19 protein-coding genes and 1 pseudogene are annotated in these 16,789 nt (G+C 65.3%); 10 read left to right on the top strand and 10 right to left on the bottom strand.

The window, feature by feature from the left end; translation table 11 throughout:
• Window positions 1–48: 48 nt before the first annotated feature.
• From ABIB73_RS28510 to ABIB73_RS28500, 3 genes are all read right to left on the bottom strand, one after another.
• On the bottom strand, window positions 49–279 hold the full coding sequence (locus ABIB73_RS28510; RefSeq protein WP_354229405.1) for a hypothetical protein: 231 nt from the start codon (window positions 277–279) through the stop codon (window positions 49–51).
• Between the two features lie 60 nt (window positions 280–339).
• Window positions 340–567, bottom strand: a complete 228-nt coding sequence (locus ABIB73_RS28505; protein ID WP_247320737.1) for a hypothetical protein — start codon at window positions 565–567, stop codon at window positions 340–342.
• A gap of 102 nt (window positions 568–669) precedes the next feature.
• On the bottom strand, window positions 670–1,587 hold the full coding sequence (locus ABIB73_RS28500) for a LysR substrate-binding domain-containing protein (protein WP_354229403.1): 918 nt from the start codon (window positions 1,585–1,587) through the stop codon (window positions 670–672).
• A gap of 317 nt (window positions 1,588–1,904) precedes the next feature.
• On the opposite strand from ABIB73_RS28500, the gene ABIB73_RS28495 reads away from it, so the two are divergent.
• The 4 genes from ABIB73_RS28495 (at window position 1,905) to ABIB73_RS28480 (ending at window position 4,548) form a co-directional block, all read left to right on the top strand.
• Window positions 1,905–2,684 carry a TSUP family transporter gene (locus ABIB73_RS28495; RefSeq protein WP_354229401.1) on the top strand — a complete coding sequence of 260 codons (780 nt, stop codon included), beginning with the start codon at window positions 1,905–1,907 and terminating at the stop codon, window positions 2,682–2,684.
• Window positions 2,681–2,911 (top strand): hypothetical protein, encoded by a 231-nt coding sequence (locus tag ABIB73_RS28490; RefSeq protein WP_354229400.1) that lies wholly within the window; start codon window positions 2,681–2,683, stop codon window positions 2,909–2,911. The genes ABIB73_RS28495 and ABIB73_RS28490 overlap by 4 nt, the downstream gene beginning before the upstream one ends.
• A 119-nt stretch (window positions 2,912–3,030) precedes the next feature.
• A complete protein-coding gene (locus ABIB73_RS28485; protein ID WP_354229398.1) occupies window positions 3,031–3,738 on the top strand; it encodes a glutathione binding-like protein in 708 nt (235 codons plus the stop codon).
• A gap of 114 nt (window positions 3,739–3,852) precedes the next feature.
• On the top strand, window positions 3,853–4,548 hold the full coding sequence (locus ABIB73_RS28480) for a glutathione S-transferase family protein (protein ID WP_354229396.1): 696 nt from the start codon (window positions 3,853–3,855) through the stop codon (window positions 4,546–4,548).
• A gap of 15 nt (window positions 4,549–4,563) precedes the next feature.
• Here ABIB73_RS28480 and ABIB73_RS28475 read toward each other — a convergent pair whose 3' ends face one another.
• Window positions 4,564–4,788: a cysteine-rich CWC family protein gene (locus ABIB73_RS28475; RefSeq protein ID WP_354229394.1), complete on the bottom strand. Its 225-nt coding sequence runs from the start codon at window positions 4,786–4,788 to the stop codon at window positions 4,564–4,566.
• A 114-nt stretch (window positions 4,789–4,902) separates the two neighbouring features.
• Here ABIB73_RS28475 and ABIB73_RS28470 point away from each other — a divergent pair, with 114 nt between their 5' ends.
• The 3 genes from ABIB73_RS28470 to hmuQ all read left to right on the top strand — a co-directional run bounded on the left by ABIB73_RS28470 (window position 4,903) and on the right by hmuQ (window position 8,175).
• On the top strand, window positions 4,903–6,471 hold the full coding sequence (locus ABIB73_RS28470) for a DUF1800 domain-containing protein (protein ID WP_354229392.1): 1,569 nt from the start codon (window positions 4,903–4,905) through the stop codon (window positions 6,469–6,471).
• A gap of 4 nt (window positions 6,472–6,475) precedes the next feature.
• Window positions 6,476–7,690: a DUF1501 domain-containing protein gene (locus tag ABIB73_RS28465; protein ID WP_354229390.1), complete on the top strand. Its 1,215-nt coding sequence runs from the start codon at window positions 6,476–6,478 to the stop codon at window positions 7,688–7,690.
• A 161-nt stretch (window positions 7,691–7,851) separates the two neighbouring features.
• The gene (gene hmuQ, locus ABIB73_RS28460) at window positions 7,852–8,175 is read left to right on the top strand and encodes a heme-degrading protein HmuQ (RefSeq protein WP_354229388.1); all 324 of its coding nucleotides are present in this window, start codon (window positions 7,852–7,854) and stop codon (window positions 8,173–8,175) included.
• Between the two features lie 17 nt (window positions 8,176–8,192).
• Here hmuQ and ABIB73_RS28455 read toward each other — a convergent pair whose 3' ends face one another.
• From ABIB73_RS28455 to ABIB73_RS28430, 6 genes and pseudogenes are all read right to left on the bottom strand, one after another.
• Window positions 8,193–9,134, bottom strand: a complete 942-nt coding sequence (locus ABIB73_RS28455; protein ID WP_354229387.1) for an aldo/keto reductase — start codon at window positions 9,132–9,134, stop codon at window positions 8,193–8,195.
• 277 nt (window positions 9,135–9,411) lie between these two features.
• Window positions 9,412–9,868: pseudogene (locus tag ABIB73_RS28450) on the bottom strand (GNAT family N-acetyltransferase).
• Between the two features lie 72 nt (window positions 9,869–9,940).
• Window positions 9,941–10,753, bottom strand: a complete 813-nt coding sequence (locus ABIB73_RS28445; RefSeq protein ID WP_354229386.1) for a PAS-domain containing protein — start codon at window positions 10,751–10,753, stop codon at window positions 9,941–9,943.
• Window positions 10,754–10,881: 128 nt separating this feature from the next.
• Window positions 10,882–11,040, bottom strand: a complete 159-nt coding sequence (locus ABIB73_RS28440) for a hypothetical protein (RefSeq protein ID WP_354229385.1) — start codon at window positions 11,038–11,040, stop codon at window positions 10,882–10,884.
• Between the two features lie 74 nt (window positions 11,041–11,114).
• A complete protein-coding gene (locus ABIB73_RS28435; RefSeq protein WP_354229383.1) occupies window positions 11,115–11,291 on the bottom strand; it encodes a hypothetical protein in 177 nt (58 codons plus the stop codon).
• A 155-nt stretch (window positions 11,292–11,446) separates the two neighbouring features.
• Window positions 11,447–12,097 (bottom strand): glutathione S-transferase family protein, encoded by a 651-nt coding sequence (locus tag ABIB73_RS28430; protein ID WP_354229381.1) that lies wholly within the window; start codon window positions 12,095–12,097, stop codon window positions 11,447–11,449.
• Window positions 12,098–12,736: 639 nt separating this feature from the next.
• Here ABIB73_RS28430 and ABIB73_RS28425 point away from each other — a divergent pair.
• The 3 genes from ABIB73_RS28425 to ABIB73_RS28415 all read left to right on the top strand — a co-directional run bounded on the left by ABIB73_RS28425 (window position 12,737) and on the right by ABIB73_RS28415 (window position 16,755).
• Complete coding sequence (locus ABIB73_RS28425) at window positions 12,737–13,939, top strand: pyridoxal phosphate-dependent aminotransferase (RefSeq protein WP_354229379.1); 1,203 nt, start codon at window positions 12,737–12,739, stop codon at window positions 13,937–13,939.
• Window positions 13,940–14,099: 160 nt separating this feature from the next.
• The gene (locus ABIB73_RS28420; RefSeq protein ID WP_354229377.1) at window positions 14,100–14,579 is read left to right on the top strand and encodes a DUF992 domain-containing protein; all 480 of its coding nucleotides are present in this window, start codon (window positions 14,100–14,102) and stop codon (window positions 14,577–14,579) included.
• A 127-nt stretch (window positions 14,580–14,706) separates the two neighbouring features.
• The gene (locus ABIB73_RS28415; protein WP_354229376.1) at window positions 14,707–16,755 is read left to right on the top strand and encodes an elongation factor G; all 2,049 of its coding nucleotides are present in this window, start codon (window positions 14,707–14,709) and stop codon (window positions 16,753–16,755) included.
• The last annotated feature ends 34 nt before the right edge of the window (window positions 16,756–16,789 follow it).

The raw sequence follows: 16,789 nt of genomic DNA, 5'->3' as shown, positions 1-16,789 counted from the left end.
CAGGCTGCTGACAGCAGGTTGGCAGCAGGCGAGCAGCAGATCTTTGGATCACGCCGCTGGCAGCGGCCCCTCGTCGTCCTCGGCCACCAGACGCGGCTCGAGGATGTCGAGATGGATCCCGCCGCAATCGGTGCAGCGCATGGTCCAGTACTCGCATCCGGCGCGGCCGCCGATCACACGGAGCACCGTGAGATCGCCGTCGCATTCCGGGCAGTTGGACAAGACGGTGCGGGCGTAGATCCTCGACCGCACTGCGTCTTCGATGTCGATGACTGACATGACCGGTTTCCCCTGTTGCGCCGCGCTGTCCCTGCGATCCGTTCTCGCAATCCCGCTCGCTTATTCGTCGTCGCTGTCGTCGGCGCGCCGGCGGAAGCGATCGATGTGGTGTTTGGCATCCGCGATCGCCGCGTCGGGATCGGGCCAGGCGAAGCCGACTTCCATGGCCGGAAACAGCACGCCGTCGATGGCAACCGGGCTGAAATCGGCGCGCCGGATACGGGCGTGCCACAGTCCCTTGCCAGCTTCGAAGGATTCGATGTCAAAGCCGTCGTAGATGGTCGTCATGGTAGTCCCCAAAAGTGTCTTGTCGGAGGGTCACGGGACCACATTTGTCGGGTTCAGTATGTGAAGCCATTCACAAGCGGCGGGCTTTTTTGCCCGGCAGCGTCAGTTCCGCGCCGTAATGCGGCCGATCCGCTTCACCGGCCGGGCCGCGGGCTCGGATGCCGCGCGCATGATCCAGCGGCGGAACGCGGCGAAGTCGCGCTGCTCGGTCTGGAAGCTGCGATAGAGCAGGTACCAGCGCATGCCCTTGGGAACCGAGAGGTCGAACGGCGCCACCAGCCGGCCGGCGGCGAGATCGTCGTCGATATAGGGCCGGATGCCCATGGCGATGCCGAGCCCGTCGGCGGCGGCCTGGAGCGCCTGGCCGTAGAACTGGAACTCCGGCCCGCGCGCATTGATGCGCGTCAGGCCGGAGGCCTTGAGCCAGATCGGCCAGTCCTCCGGCGAATGCGTCACGCGGATCAGGCTCGGGCCTTTGAGATCGGCCGGGCGCTTCAGGCCGGAGGCGAGGCGGGGCACGCAGACCGGCGTGAGGTCGCCGGCGAACAGTGGCTCGGCGACCAGCCCCGGCCAGTCGCCGGTGCCGAGCTTGATGCCGCAGCTCCAGTCCTCGCCGAATGGGACCTCGGCGCCGCCGGTGGTGAAGCGCACCTCGATGTCGGGCTCCTCGTTGCGAAACTCCGACAGCCGCGGGATCAGCCAGCGCATCGCAAAAGTGTGGCCGACGCCGATGGTGAGCACGCGGACACCGGACGGCGCCGTCACCTGCGCGGTGAGGCTTGCCAGCGCATCGAAGATCGGCGTCAGCCCGCTCTGATAGGCGCGGCCTGCTTGCGTCAGCACGAGCTTGTTGGCCTTGCGCTCGAACAGCGCGACGCCGAGCCGCTCTTCCAGGAGATGCACCATGCGGCTGACGGCCGCCGCCGACACGTTCAGCTCGACGCCGGCCGCAGCAAAGCTGCCGGTCCGCGCTGCCGCCTCGAATGCCTTGATGCCGTTGAGAAAGAGCAGTCGCCGCAAATGCAAGGACCCTCAGGAAAGCTGATGCCAGGGCAAGATAACTCAGTTTGCGTGAGGGGAGCAAGCGCGGCAGAAACATTGGCGTAGTTCATGCTGATTTGATGACGCGGTGGCGGTGCACTTCGCCTCTCCCCGCGTGCGGGGAGAGGCCGGAATTTGAGCGAAGCGCAAATTCCGGGTGAGGGGGAGCTTCCGCGAGTCCAACTCTTGCCGTGACTGCGGCGACAGCCCCTCACCCCACCCTCTCCCCGCAAGGGCGGGGCGAGGGAGCGCGGGCAGTTTGCGTCCCTTAGGTGCCCACCACCGGAGAACCCCTCGTGACATCAATCATGATCGCTGCCCTCGGATTGCTGATGGTCGCCACAGCCTTCCTGTCGGGGCTGTTCGGCATGGCCGGCGGGCTGATCCTGATCGGCGTGCTGCTGGCCTTGATGCCGCTGCCGACCGCGATGGTGCTGCATGCGATCACGCAGATGGCCTCGAATGGCTGGCGCGCGCTTCTCTGGCGCGCGCATATCCGCTGGCGGCCGGTCGCGGTCTATCTGATCGGCTGCGCTGTCGCGCTCGCGGCGTGGTCGATCACGCGCTACGTGCCGGACAAGCCGGTCGCGCTGCTGATGCTCGGTGTCACCCCGTTCATGGCGCGGATGATGCCGTCCGGCATCAAGCCGAATCCGGACAGCATCTGGCAGGGCGCGTTCTACGGCTCGATCTGTATGGGCTTGATGCTGATGACCGGCGTGTCGGGCCCGCTGCTCGACACCTTCTTCCTCGGCGGAAAGTTCGGCCGGCGCGAAATCGTGGCGACGAAAGCGACCTGCCAGGTCGCGAGCCATTTCACCAAGCTCGTCTATTTCGGCGGCATCATCGACCAGGCCGCTTCGCTCGATCTGACGCTGGCCGCGGTTGCGGTCGCGGCCTCGATGCTCGGCACCAGCCTTGCGCGCCGCCTGCTGGAAGCGATGAGCGACCAGCAGTACCGCACCTGGGCAACGCGCCTGATCACCACGATCGCTTGCTACTACATTGCCTATGGCAGCTGGCTGCTGCTCCGCGCGCCGGTGCTGGCCGCCTTCGACAAGGGAGGTTTGCAATGAACGAGACCGTCGATCCGCTGGTGCTGGACTTCGTCGAATGGGTCGCGCGCGAGCCGCGCGCCTATGCCGAGGTGGTCTCGACCTGGAAGACCTCGTGCCCGCGTCTTACCATCTGGGAAGACGCCGCCGATCGCGGCTATGTCGCGCGCGAGACGTTGCCCGGAATCGGCTTGATCGTCGCGGTGACGGAGGACGGCGAGAAGCTGTTGCGCGCGAACGGGCGCTGAACCTTCGCTGCAATCACGCGGCCGTCATTGCCAGAACTATTGACTTGAGCCGCGCCCGGGGCGAAATTCATGCAGTCGCATCTTCTTGCGAAGATCCTTCCAGCCCGGGATATCCAGCCATGATCGACCTGCATTATTGGTCCACGCCGAACGGCCACAAGATCACGATGTTCCTCGAGGAGACCGGGCTGAAATACAAAGTCATCCCGGTCAACATCGGCAAGGGCGAGCAGTTCACGCCGGAGTTCCTGGCCGTCGCGCCCAACAACCGCATCCCCGCGATCGTCGATCACGAACCGAAAGGCGGCACCAAGCCGCTGCCGCTTTTCGAATCCGGCGCGATCCTGCTTTATCTCGCCGAGAAGACCGGCCGGTTCCTCCCGACCGATCCTTACGCGCACTACGACGTCATCCAGTGGACGTTCTGGCAGATGGGCGGGCTCGGCCCGATGGCCGGCCAGAACCATCACTTCCGCAACTACGCGCAGGAGAAGATTCCCTACGCGATCGATCGCTATGTCAACGAGACCAACCGTCTCTATGGCGTGCTCAACAAGCGCCTCGCCGATCGCGACTTCGTCGCCGGCGACTATTCGATCGCCGACATGGCGTCCTACCCCTGGGTGGTGGGCCACGCCAACCAGGGCCAGAACATCGACGACTTCCCGCATCTGAAGCGCTGGCTCGAGACCATCCGCGCCCGTCCCGCCACGATGCGCGCCTACGCGCTGGCGAAAGAGGTCAACCCGAATTTCGGCAAGCCCGCGATCCGCACCGACGAGGAGCGCAAGATCCTGTTCGGACAGACGGCGTCGGTGGTGCGGTAGGCGCGTCGCGGCGACTCCACATCGTCATTGCGAGCGCGCGCGAAGCAATCCAGAATGTTTCCGCGGCGGCAGACTGGATTGCTTCGCCGCGCTCGCAATGACGGAACACCAGCCATGTCACTCAAACTCTTCGAACTCGTCGGCACCGACGCCTCGCGCCCGTTCAGCCCGTATTGCTGGCGCACGCGGATGGCGCTGGCGCATAAGGGGCTGTCGGCGGAATCGCTGCCCTGGCGCTTCACCGAGAAGAGCACGATCGCGCCGCACGGCTCTGAGAGGGTCCCGGTGCTGTTGCATCATGACAGACCGGTGGTCGATTCCTGGGCGATCGCGAACTATCTCGAGGACAATTTTCCGGACCGTCCGTCCCTGTTCGGCGGCGCGGGCGGTCGCGCCATGGCGCGCATGCTCAATGCGTGGGGCGACATCGCCATTGTCGGCGGCCTCTCTATGCTGATCGTCGCCGACATCCCGAAAAACCTCGCCGAGGTCGATGCCGCCTATTTCCGAAAGTCGCGCGAGGCGCGGTTCGGCAAGAGCCTGGAAGAGGTCCAGGCGAACCGCGACACCGGCGTCGTTGCGTTTCGCAAATCGCTGGAGGTGATGCGCCAGACCTTGAAGAAGCAGCCCTATATCGGCGGCGATGCGCCGAACTATGCCGACTACATCGTGTTCGGCGGCTTTCAATGGGCGCGCGTGGTCAGCCCGTTCAAGCTGCTCGAAACGGATGATCCGATCTACGCCTGGCGCGAGAAGCTGCTCGACGCATTCGATGGAATGGCGCGGAAGGCGCCGGGACATCCGGTCTAGGCTTCGTAGCCCGGATTACGCTTGCACTCCATCCTGGTTGCGCGACGCCTCCGCTGCCGCCTTGCGCAAACACTCCCGGCACAGGCAATCCTCGCCCTTGATCGGCATCGGCAGGCGCGCCGTCTCCTCCGCGCACCAGCAGGTGCCCGACAGGTCGCAGCCGAACTCGGTGCCGCAGCGGGAACAGGCCAGACGGCGCGGCTGCGGTTCCTGCGTTGAGGTTTCTTTCGGATTTGTCATGATCTGCGCAAAAGCTTCGCCGTCATTTTCATGTCGGGTTCATCTCCCGCTGCGGTATATTAGGCGTTGCGCATGGACTCGGAAAGCGGTTGGCAACGCGCGGAGGACAGATCGATGGCCCGCGATTCGCAAGCCGCCCTCGTTGCGCTCAACCGCTTCGGATTCGGGGCCCGCGGCGGGGCATCGGGCGACCTGATCAATGCGGCCTCCGATCCCAGAGGTTTCGTGAAGGCGGAACTGGCCCGCCCCTCAGGCGTGTTGCTGGAGGCGCCGGGCCTGCAATCGACCCCGCAGCTCGGGCAAGCTGCGTTCGCCTATCAGGACCAGGTCAAGCAGGCGCGTGAGGCTGCGGCAAAAGCGGGCGCTCCGACTGAGGCGCCGCCCGCACCGGCGCCGGCCGATCAGAAGCCCGACAACAAATTGCGCCGCAATCTCTCGCTGAACACTGTCATGACCGAGATCGCCGGCCAGATGGCCGAGGCGAAGCCGTCTGGCAGCGCGGCGAAGCCCGACAGCATGCAGCCCAATGTCGCGGCGCCGCCGGCCGCAAAGCCGTCTCCGCAGCCGCTCAACGTGATCCAGAAGACGTTTCGCGCTGAGGCGCTGGCGCGGTTGCAGCGCGCGACACTGGTCGATTGCGGCTTCACCGAGCGCCTTGTGGTGTTCTGGTCCAACCATTTCTGCATCTCCGCCAACAAGGGCGAGCTGGCGCGGATGTGGGCCGGTGCGTTCGAGCGCGAGGCGATCAGGCCGCATGTGCTCGGGCGCTTCGCCGACATGCTCAAGGCGGTCGAGCAACATCCGGCGATGCTGTTCTTCCTCGACAACCAGCAATCGCTCGGGCCGGATTCCCGCGCGGGCCAGAACCGCAAGCGCGGCCTGAACGAGAATCTCGCGCGCGAGATCATGGAGCTGCATACGCTCGGCGTCGGCGGCGGCTATACGCAGGAGGACGTCACCTCGCTCGCGCGCATCATCACCGGCTGGACCTTTGCCGGCCGGCAGGGCCAGTTAGGGGTGCCCGGCTCGTTCGTGTTCAACACCAATGCGCACCAGCCCGGGCCGCAAATGCTGCTCGGCAAGACCTATGAGCCGACCGGCCTCGCACAAGGCGAGGCCGCGCTTGCCGACATCGCGCGCCATCCTTCGACGGCGAATTTCATCGCCACCAAATTCGTCCGTCACTTCATAGCCGACGATCCGCCGCCGGCTCTCGTGGCGCGATTGCGCGACGTCTTCGTCAAGACCGACGGCGATCTCAAGGCGCTTGCGACCGCGCTGGTCGATTCCGGCGAAGCCTGGCAAGCGCCGCTGACCAAGATGCGCTCGCCCTACGATTTCGTTGTCGCGAGCGGCCGGCTGCTCGCCCGCGTGCCGGAGGACCCCGGCGGCTATCTCAACAACCTGAATCTGCTGGGACAGCCGCTATGGTCGCCGGCCGGACCCAACGGTTTTCCCGACACCAGCGCCGCCTGGGCCGCGCCCGAGGGCATCAAGCTGAGGCTCGACATTGCCTCGCAGATGGGCGCGCGGCTCGGCAACAACATCGACCCGCTCGACCTCCTGGAATTCGCAGCCGCGGATGCGGCCTCAGTCGAAACGCGACGGACCATCGAGCGCGCGGAATCGCGCCAGCAGGCGGTGGCGCTGCTGTTGATGTCGCCGGAAATGCAGAGGAGATGATGTGATGGATTGCACCGAGAACCGGCTGCTCACCTCGCGCCGCGGCCTTCTGCTCGGCGGCGCCTCCTTCGCGGCCTGGGCTTATTTGCCGAAATTGGCGCGCGCGGCGGACGGGCGCGATCCCCGCCTGATCGTGGTGATCCTGCGCGGCGCGCTCGACGGGCTCGCGACCGTCGCGCCGGTCGGCGATCCCGATTATGCCGGCCTGCACGGATCGATCGCGCTCACCGCGGATGGCGCGCATCCCGCCATCATGCTCGATTCCTTCTTCGCACTGCATCCGTCGATGCCTGAATTCGCCCGCATGTACCGCGATACGCATGCCGCGGTGATCCATGCGGTGGCGACGCCCTATCGCGATCGCTCGCATTTCGACGGCCAGGACGTGCTCGAAAGCGGCTACGCCGGTCCCGGCCGCGTGCAGTCCGGCTGGCTCAACCGTGCGCTGGAGGCGCTGCCGCGCGGTGAGCGCGTGTCGAGCGGGCTCGCGGTCGGCCCCACCACGCCGCTGGTGCTGCGCGGCGCGGCGCCGACCGTTGGCTGGGCGCCGGTCGCGCTGCCGCAGGCCGATGACGACACCGCGATGCGGCTCGTCGAGCTCTACCGTCACCGCGATCCTGCATTGGCCTCGGCGCTGTCGCAGGGGCTCCAGCTCGAGAAGGCGGCATCCGGCGACGACATGAAGCCAAAGCCCGGCAATGCGGTCGCGCAGATGCGGCAGGTGGCGCGCGGCGCGGCAAAGCTGATGGCGGCCGATGACGGTCCGCGCATCGCCGCACTCGCCTTCGACGGCTGGGACACGCATGCCAATGAAGGCGGCCCGGTCGGCCGTCTCGCCTTCCTGCTCGGCGGGCTCGACGGCGCGCTCGCCGAATTCGAAAGCGGCCTCGGTGACCGCTGGCGCGACACCGTCATCATCGTCGCCACCGAGTTCGGCCGCACCGCGCGCATCAATGGCACCGACGGCACCGATCACGGCACCGGCACCATTGCGCTGCTCGCCGGCGGCGCGGTGAAAGGCGGCCGCGTCATCTCCGACTGGCCCGGTCTCAAGCTCGCCAACCTCTACGAAGGCCGCGACCTCAAGCCCACCACCGATCTCCGCGCCGTTATCAAGGGCGTGCTGCAGAGTCAGTTCGGTCTGTCGGATCGCGTGCTGGCAGAGACAGTGTTTCCGGACAGCGCAAGCGCAAGGCCGATGAAGGGGCTGGTTGTATAAACCGTCATTCCGGGGCGCGCGTACCGCGAGCTATGATGCGCAATTGCGCATCTGAGAATCCATTTCTCCGCAGGCTCTATGGTAAAATGGATTCCGGGCCCGCGCCTTGCGGTGCGTCCCGGAATGACGAGATAATGGCGGAGCATCAGGAGAGACAAGCAATGTACATCGCCATGAACCGCTTCCGCGTCGCCAAAGGCTCCGAATCGGCCTTCGAGCAGGTCTGGCTTTCGCGCGACACCCATCTCGACAAGGTGCCGGGTTTCGTCGAATTCCATCTGCTGCGGGGGCCCGAGCTCGAGGACCACACGCTCTATGCTTCGCACACCGTGTGGGCGAACCATGCGGCGTTCGACGCATGGACCAAGTCGGAGGCTTTCCGGGCCGCGCATCAGCGCGCTGGCGACAACAAGCCGCTCTATCTCGGCCATCCCCAGTTCGAAGGCTTTGAGGTGATGCAGACGGTCGGGCGCGGCGCGAAGTAGCGCCGTGCTCCAAAACGTCAACCTTTGGTGATCTTGTCGATCTCGGCAACATCATCGGCGCTGAGCCGCCAGGCGATCGCCTTGACGTTCTCCTCGACCTGCTCGACGCGGGTCGCGCCCGCGATCACGCTCGACACCTGCGGGCGCGCGGCGAGCCAGGAGAAGGCGAGCTCGAGCATCGAGTGGCCGCGCGCTTTCGCAAAGGCCTGGAGCTTTTCGACGATATCTTCGTTGCGCGGCGTGACGTAGCGGTCGCGCAGCGCCGGCGCCTTGCCAAAGCGCGTGTCGGCGGGCGCCGCTGCGCCGCGCTGATACTTGCCGGTGAGCAGGCCGCTCGCCAGCGGGAAGAACGGCAGCAGGCCGAGCTTGTATTCCTGCGCAGCGGGCAGCAAATCCTTCTCGATGTCGCGCACCACGAGGCTGTATTCGTCCTGGGCCGAGACGAAGCGGCTGACATTCATCGCGCGCGCGGTGAACTCGGCTTCCGCGATGCGCCAGGCCGGGAAGTTGGAATTGCCGATGTAGCGGACCTTGCCCTGGCGGATCAGGTCGTCGAGCGCACGCAAGGTCTCTTCCATCGGCGTCAGCGGATCGTAATCGTGCTGCTGGTAGAGATCGATGTAGTCGGTCTTGAGCCGCGTCAGGCTGGCTTCGACCGCGTTCATGATGTAGCGGCGCGAGGCGCCCTGTTTGGTGCCGTCGGCTGCCATCGGCTTGGAATATTTGGTGGCGAGCACGATGTCCTTGCGGCGGTCGCCGAGCACGATGCCGAGCACCGTCTCCGAGCCGCCCATCCCTGCATAGATGTCGGCGGTGTCGAACAGCGTGATACCGAGATCGAGTGCGCGGTGGATCACCTTGCGCGAGGTCTCCAGATCGGTGCGCTGACCGAAATTGTTGCAGCCGAGCCCGACCGCAGACACGCGCAGGCCAGAGCCGCCGAGATTACGAATTTCCATGGAAGATCCTGTCAGAACAAAGCAGTGCCCATTGTGACCGCGGTGCGCTGCACCGGCAAGCGGGTGGCCCCGCGTTGCTGCCATGCCGGCAAGGAAATCGTGGAAAGGAAATCGCAGGCAAAAAAATGCGGCCCCAGTCAGACGCGGCGACTGACGGGGACCGCTTTGGGGCGCTTGATCGGTGACGGGGGGCCTGATCAGACGCAGGCGCAACCTAACCCCGGAGTGTTACGCGCGGGTGACAGGGAGAGTTATCCACAGGGCTCCTGCGGTAGGATCAGAAGATCTTGCGATAGACGATGAAGCCGGAGCGTTCCGCGACCTTGTCGTACAGGCTCTGCGCCGTGACATTGGTCTCATGCGTCTGCCAGTAGACGCGCGGTGATCCCGCGAGCTTTGCGCGCTCATAGACGCCGTAGATCAGCGCCGAGGCGACGCCCTTGCCGCGCGCGGCCTCGCGCGTGAACAGATCCTGCAAATAGCAGGACGGTTCGATCGCGGTGGTGCTGCGATGAAACAGATAATGCGTGAGCCCGAGCAGGCGGCCGTCGCTTTCGGCGACCAGCGCATGCACCGGCCTCGTAGGCATCGAAGAAACGCTGCCACGTCACGCGCGTGATCTCGGGCGCAAGCGCGGTCGGACCGGAGCGGCCGTAAAAGGCGTTGTAGCCGTCCCACAGCGGCAGCCATTGATCGTAATCCTGCCGCGTGACGGAGCGAATGGTGAGCGACATCTGCAAATTCCGCAATCGATGAGGCGTCCTTCATACGTGATGATGGGCGCGCGGATCAATCGTGCTCTTGTGTTACTCAGCAACACGCAGATAGCGGATCAGCCTGCGGCCTGTGGGATCGCGCAGCGAGCGGTAGTAGTCGCCGCGCGAGGGCGTATCGGTGTGGCGGACGAGGTCGGTGACCGGCGTATAGCTTAGCATGCGTCCGCCGTCGGGCAGCGCGGTGCAGACGAAGCGCAGCACCTCGCCATTCCGCAAGTTGATATTGATCGGCGTGGCATCGCCGATTCGCACCATCTCCATGCGCTGCGCGATGAAGGCGCCCAGTTCGTCCTCCGGCAGCTCGAACGCGCCGGTGTCGCGGCCGTGATACATCAGCGCGATGAAGGGCGGCCTGTCGTCGGCCTTCTCGTCGGGCAGTGCAAAATAGTCGCGGAACGCGCGGTTGATGAATTCGGCGCGGGTCTCGGCATCGAGCAGTACGATGCCGATATCGACCTCGTCGAGCGCGGCCGACAGCCGTGCGGCGGTGGTGTGGTTGCGGCGCTCGGAGGCGAAGGCGTCGAGCAGGCGCTCGCGCATCAGGCCGGTGATGGCAGCGGTGCCGGCGGTCGTGATCGCCAGCAGGCCGAGTTGCACGAGATCAGCCGCGGCAAAGCCCGGCATGGTACGATGGCTGAGAGAGTGCAGCGCCGCACCGATCACGGCGATCGTTGCGCTGCCAAGCGCGGACGCAAAGCCCGAAAGCGAACCGGCGAGCGCGACGATGCAGACGAACAGTGGCGCGAGTGCGGGAGCGGGGAAATGACGGTCGAGCACGATCGCCAGCAGCGCGGTCGCTGCCGTCAGCGCCGGACCGGAGATCGCTCGCCATCCGAACCGCATGGTCCTGTCTCGCTCCTCCTGAACGAGGTAACGCGGCCAGACTGACCGATCGTTGCGCGATCGTGATGTGATTTCGCGCGCGGTGCTTAAGGGGCGCTTGCCGGGGAGAGCGAAGCTTTCGAAGGATTTTAAGCCAAATGAAACGGCATTGCGCGTTGCAGATGCGTCGGCGCGTTCAGCGTTGACGTGCCAGCACTCTTGCGCGCGCCGGTCAGGATCAACAGCGATGCCGCGACCAGAATGGCCGCGGCCAGCGCAATTGCGACGACTACCGCAGGTGATTTCATCGATGTCCTCCCGCGTGCCTGTCGGCGCGGGTGCTCACAGGGTGCTTCGAAGGCTGCTCGAGGATGAACGGGGGTCAGCTCGGAAGACCCATCGCCATGGTCGCCTTCGTCGACAGCACCGTCAGGGTGACAATCAGACACAGCGACAGCGCCGCGATTGCGAGCGAAGCCACCACCGTATTGGTCAACCGGGAAGAGGCGGCGACAGCAGGTCGGCTCTGAAAGCCTGCCGTGCCGGACGCCCGTACCATGGTCCAAATCCTTCAACGTGCGAGCGAATCACTCGCGACGCCGAACAATTTCACAATTTCAACCGGCAATATTGCGGCGGCTATCTCACTGAAAGTGGCGGGATTGCGGCAAAGGTTAACGCTATGCCCGCTATTTCTTAACGCCGTTTCGGTTCTCAGGCCCCAGCCGCGATGCTGGCGGGGTCTTCAATGTCGGCCGGCCGCCAGTCCATCGCCACGAAGCCCGGCGCCGCTTCGACGCGCTTCAGCCAGTCCCGGACCGCCGGGAAGGTCGAGAGGTCGAAGTCGCAGCGGTCGGCGAGATGGGTGTAGCCGTAGAGCGCGATGTCGGCGACCGTGAGCTGGCGGGCGGCGAAGTAGGCGTTGGTCTTGAGGTGGTTCTCCATCACCTGGAGCGCGCCATAGCCGCGCTCCATCCAGTCCTCCAGTGCGTGGGTCTGGAGGTCGCGGCCGCCCTTGACCAGCGACAGCCAGAAATAGGCGGCGCCGATATTCGGCTCGAGCGCGTGCTGCTCGAAGAACATCCATTGCAGCGCGTCGGCGCGATCGATCCGGTTCTCCGGCGCGAGCGGCGTGCCGACAGCGACGTACCACAGGATGGCGTTGGACTCGGCGAGGAAACGGTTGTCGCCGACCTCGAGCAGCGGCACCTGGCCTGACGGATTCTTGGCCAGGAAATCCGGCGTGCGGCTCTCGCCGCGCAGAATGTCCACTTCGACCGCTTCGTAGGGCAAGTTCAACAGCGCCAGCGCAAGGCGGACCTTGTAGCTGTTGCCGGACCGTTGCATCGAATAGAGCTTGTACATTCTGGGAGTTCGATTCCGAAAGACGTGAAGGCGCGGGGCTTGTTGCCCTGCAACGCGGCTAAACAATGATGCCGATGCGAATCCGCCGCAAGGGCCGGGCAATAGAAAAACTCGAAAACCCTACCGCACTGCAACGCCGCGGAAGATCATTTTCGCGCGACGCTGCAAATCAGATCACGCTTGCGTCAACGTGCGGATACTTCGCTCCGCGCGATCGTGTCCGAGGCAAGGCGATCGCGTTTTGGGGCACTGAAGCTTCCGCATCGTCATGGCCGGCATAGCCATCCGAAGGACGGCGTCGCTTTCGCTCGCCTATGTCCCGGCTATCCAAGCTCTGCCACACGGCACGAAGAATGTGGATGCCCGGGACAAGGCCCGGGCATGACGATGTTCTCGTTTCATGGTGTTCCAAAGCTGCAAAATTGCTCCGAGGACATGCCTTGCCGGATATGAGGGATTCCTGGGGCAAAGTTGCGGATTATTGCGGGAAATCGTGCCTGGAAACGCTCAAATCCGTAAACTTTTTCGAGATCGGGTCGAAGTTTCTTGCGGTGCAGCGGCGCTCGTTTTAGGGTGCCTCATTCCCACAATCAGAGTCGTGACGACCCATGGGTTCACGACGCTTGTCAGGAGATGACGATGCCCTTCCTTGCCGCTGCGCTCGACCGTGTGAAGCCGTCCGCGACCATCGCGGTCACGGATAAAGCACGTGCGCTGAAAGCGGCGGGCCGCAACGTCATTGGTCTCGGCGCCGGCGAGCCCGATTTCGACACGCCCGCCAACATCAAGCTGGCGGCGATCCATGCCATCGAATCCGGCAAGACCAAGTACACCGCTGTCGACGGCATCCCCGAGCTGAAGGAAGCCATCATCGCGAAGTTTCAGCGCGAGAACGGCGTCGTCTACAAGCCGAACCAGGTGATCGTCGGCACCGGCGGCAAGCAGGTGCTCTACAACGCGCTGATGGCGACCATCAATCCGGGCGACGAGGTGATCATTCCGGCGCCCTACTGGGTCAGCTATCCCGAGATGGTGGCGCTCGCCGGCGGCGAGCCGGTGCCGGTGGTCTGCACTGCGGCGACCGGTTTCAAGCTCCAGGCCGAAGCGCTCGAGCGCGCGATCACGCCGAAGACCAAATGGGTGATCCTGTGCTCGCCCTCGAACCCGACCGGTGCGGCCTATACGCGCGCCGAGCTGAGGGCGCTCACCGACGTGCTGGTCAGGCATCCCCATGTCTGGGTGATGACCGACGACATGTACGAGCACCTCGTCTATGACGACTTCCAGTTCACCACTGTGGCGCAGGTTGAGCCGAGGCTCTACGACCGCACGCTCACCGTGAACGGCGTCTCGAAGGCCTATTGCATGACCGGCTGGCGCATCGGCTATGCCGGCGGCCCCGCGCAGCTCATCAAGGCGATGTCGACGATCCAGTCGCAGTCGACCTCGAACCCGTCCTCGATCTCGCAGTGGGCGGCGGTTGAGGCGCTGAACGGTCCGCAGGACTTCATCCCCGCCAACAACAAGGTGTTCAAGGAGCGCCGCGACCTCGTCGTCTCCATGCTCAACCAGGCCAACGGCATCGAGTGCCCGCGCCCCGAGGGTGCGTTCTACGTTTATCCGTCCTGCGCCGGCACGATCGGCAAGAAAGCGCCCTCGGGCAACGTCATCTCCAACGACGAGCAGTTCGTCACCGAGCTCCTGGAGACCGAAGGCGTCGCCGTGGTGCAGGGTTCGGCCTTCGGCCTCGGCCCGGCCTTCCGCATCTCCTATGCGACCAAGACCTCGGACCTCGAAGATGCCTGCAAGCGCATCCAGCGCTTCTGCGGCAATCTGCGCTGAGCCTGTCGCAATCAGAAACGAAAAGGCCCGCTTTCCAAGCGGGCCTTTTTTATTGCGGAGTGCGATCTGGCCCCGCCAAAACTATTGTGCCATAGAACGTCGCGCGTCACGGGAATGGCGCCCGCTCTGCTCGCATCACTTTCATAGCCGGAGACATTTCATGCGCCGCTCACTCCTCCTCGCCGGACTTACCGTCGCGAGCCTCGTCGCCTCGATTGCGGGCGCCAGCGCGCAGCAGCGGATGGTGCGGGTCGGCGTGCTCGAATGCCGCGGCGGCGCCAGCATCGGCTTCGTGGTGGGATCGGTGACCAATCTCGGCTGCGTGCTTCGCGCCGACGGCGTGCCCGAGGACCGCTACGTCGCGACGATCCGAAAAGTCGGCCTCGATCTCGGCATCACCCAGGAGACCGCGCTCGCCTGGGGCGTGTTCGCACCGGTCGACCGGCTCGGCCCCGGCGATCTCTCCGGCAGCTATGCGGGCGCGCAGGGCAGCGCGTCGGTCGGCGTCGGCCTCGGCGGCAACGTGCTGGTCGGCGGCTCCAACAATTCGATCGCGCTCCAGCCGCTCAGCGTGCAGGGCCAGGTTGGCCTCAACGTCGCCGCCGGCCTGGAGAGCCTGGAACTGCGTCCGGGCCGTTAACAATTTCACGTGTGTGATCGCGACGCAACGCAGCGACGTTTCGCGCTTGCCAAACGATAAGGACCGGCAGAGCATCCATTGCTGCCGACCCAATCATGGGCCGAGCTCCAGATGAAGGAGGCGGCGAATGGGACAAGACGTCAGAAGTCCCCGAGGTCCACGGTGCATTGCGCTGGTGGGCCCTTTCCAAAGCGGTAAAACCACACTTCTTGAAGCGATGTTGGCGCGAACGAGCGCAATCCCGCGCGCCGGCAGCGTCGACGCCGGAACTTCGGTCGGCGACGCCAGTGCCGAGGCCCGTCATCACAAGATGACCGTCGGGCTGACTGCCGCCACCACGAGTTTCATGGGCGACAGCTACACCTTCCTGGATTGTCCCGGTTCCGTCGAGTTCGCCCACGACATGCGCGCAGCACTTCCCGCTGTCGACGCCGCGGTCGTGGTCTGCGAGGCCGACGAGAAGAAGCTGCCGCAGCTTCAGATCATTCTGCGCGAGCTGGAGGAGCTGAAGATCCCGCGCTTCCTGTTCCTCAACAAGATCGATCGCGCCAACAAGCGCATCCGCGAGACGCTCGCAACGCTCCAGCCGGCCTCGCGTGTGCCCCTGGTGCTGCGCCAGATTCCGATCTGGAACGGCGAGTTGATCGAAGGCTTCGTCGATCTCGCTCTGGAGCGCGCCTTCATCTATCGCGAGCACAAGGCCTCCGAGGTGATCGCGCTCGAAGGCGGCGATCTCGACCGCGAGAAGGAAGCCCGCTTCTCGATGCTGGAGAAGCTCGCCGACCACGACGATGCGCTGATGGAGCAACTGCTCGAGGACATCCAGCCGCCGCGCGATGCCGTGTTCGACGACCTCGCCCGCGAATTGCGCGAAGGGCAGATCTGTCCCGTGCTGCTGGGTGCGGCCGCACGCGAGAACGGCGTGCTGCGCCTGATGAAGGCGCTGCGCCACGAGGCGCCCGGTATCGTGGAGACCGCCAAGCGTCTTGGCGCACCCGACAGCAAGGACGCGCTTGGCTTCGTCTTCAAGACGCTGCACTCGCAACACGGCGGAAAGCTGTCGCTGACGCGGCTGCTCGCCGGCCATCTCGAGGACGGCGCCACGCTGCAATCCTCCTCCGGCGGAACGAGCCGCATCTCCGGCATCCTCGCCGTCAACGGTGCTTACGACACCAAGCGTGCCTCGGCCGAACCCGGCGACACGGTGGCGCTCGCCAAGCTCGATCCGGTCAAGACTGGCGACACGGTCTCGAGCGGCAAGACCCAGCCGGCCGCGCTGGCCGCTCTCGAGCCGACGCCGCCGGTGCTCGCGGCTTCGATCGCAGCCATCGACCGCAAGGACGACGTCAAGCTCGGCCAGGCGCTGGCGCGGCTGCACGAGGAGGATCCCTCACTCGTCGTCATGCAGAACGCCCAGACCCATGACACCGTGCTGTGGGGGCAGGGCGAGATGCATCTGCGTGTGGCCAGCGAGCGGCTGCGCGACCGCTTCGGCGTCAAGATCACGTCGCATCCGCCCGCGATCGGCTATCAGGAGACCATCCGCAAGCCGATCACCCAGCGCGGTCGTCACAAGAAGCAGTCCGGCGGCCACGGTCAGTTCGGCGACGTCGTGCTCGACATCCGACCGCTGCCGCGCGGCGAGGGCTTCAAGTTCGCCGAGAAGGTGGTCGGCGGCGCGGTGCCGCGCAACTACATCGGGGCGGTGGAAGAGGGCGTCGTCGACGGGCTCACGCGCGGCCCGCTCGGCTTTCCCGTCACTGATCTACAGGTGACGCTGACCGACGGCTCCTACCACAGCGTCGATTCGTCTGACCTCGCCTTCCGCACGGCGGCGCGGGTCGGGCTCAACGAAGGCCTGCCGCAATGCCAGTCGGTGCTGCTGGAGCCGATCCACGTGGTCGAGATCGTCTGTCCGACCGACGCCACCGCCAAGATCAATGCGATCCTGTCGGCGCGGCGCGGCCAGATCCTCGGCTTCGACACCCGCGGCGGCTGGAGCGGTTGGGACTGCGTCCGCGCCATGATGCCGGAAGCCGAGATCGGCGAATTGATCGTGGAGCTGCGCTCGGCCACCGCAGGTGCCGGCAGCTTCACGCGGCAGTTCGATCACATGGCCGAGGTGATCGGGCGCGCCGCCGACCAGATCATCGCCGCACATCGCGACGCGGCGTGATCCGCATCTCGCAGTAAGGCACGCACCGCTCTCT

This window comes from Bradyrhizobium sp. F1.4.3 (assembly GCF_040548375.1).
GTDB lineage: Bacteria > Pseudomonadota > Alphaproteobacteria > Rhizobiales > Xanthobacteraceae > Bradyrhizobium.
This window is presented reverse-complemented; position numbering and strand designations above follow the sequence as displayed.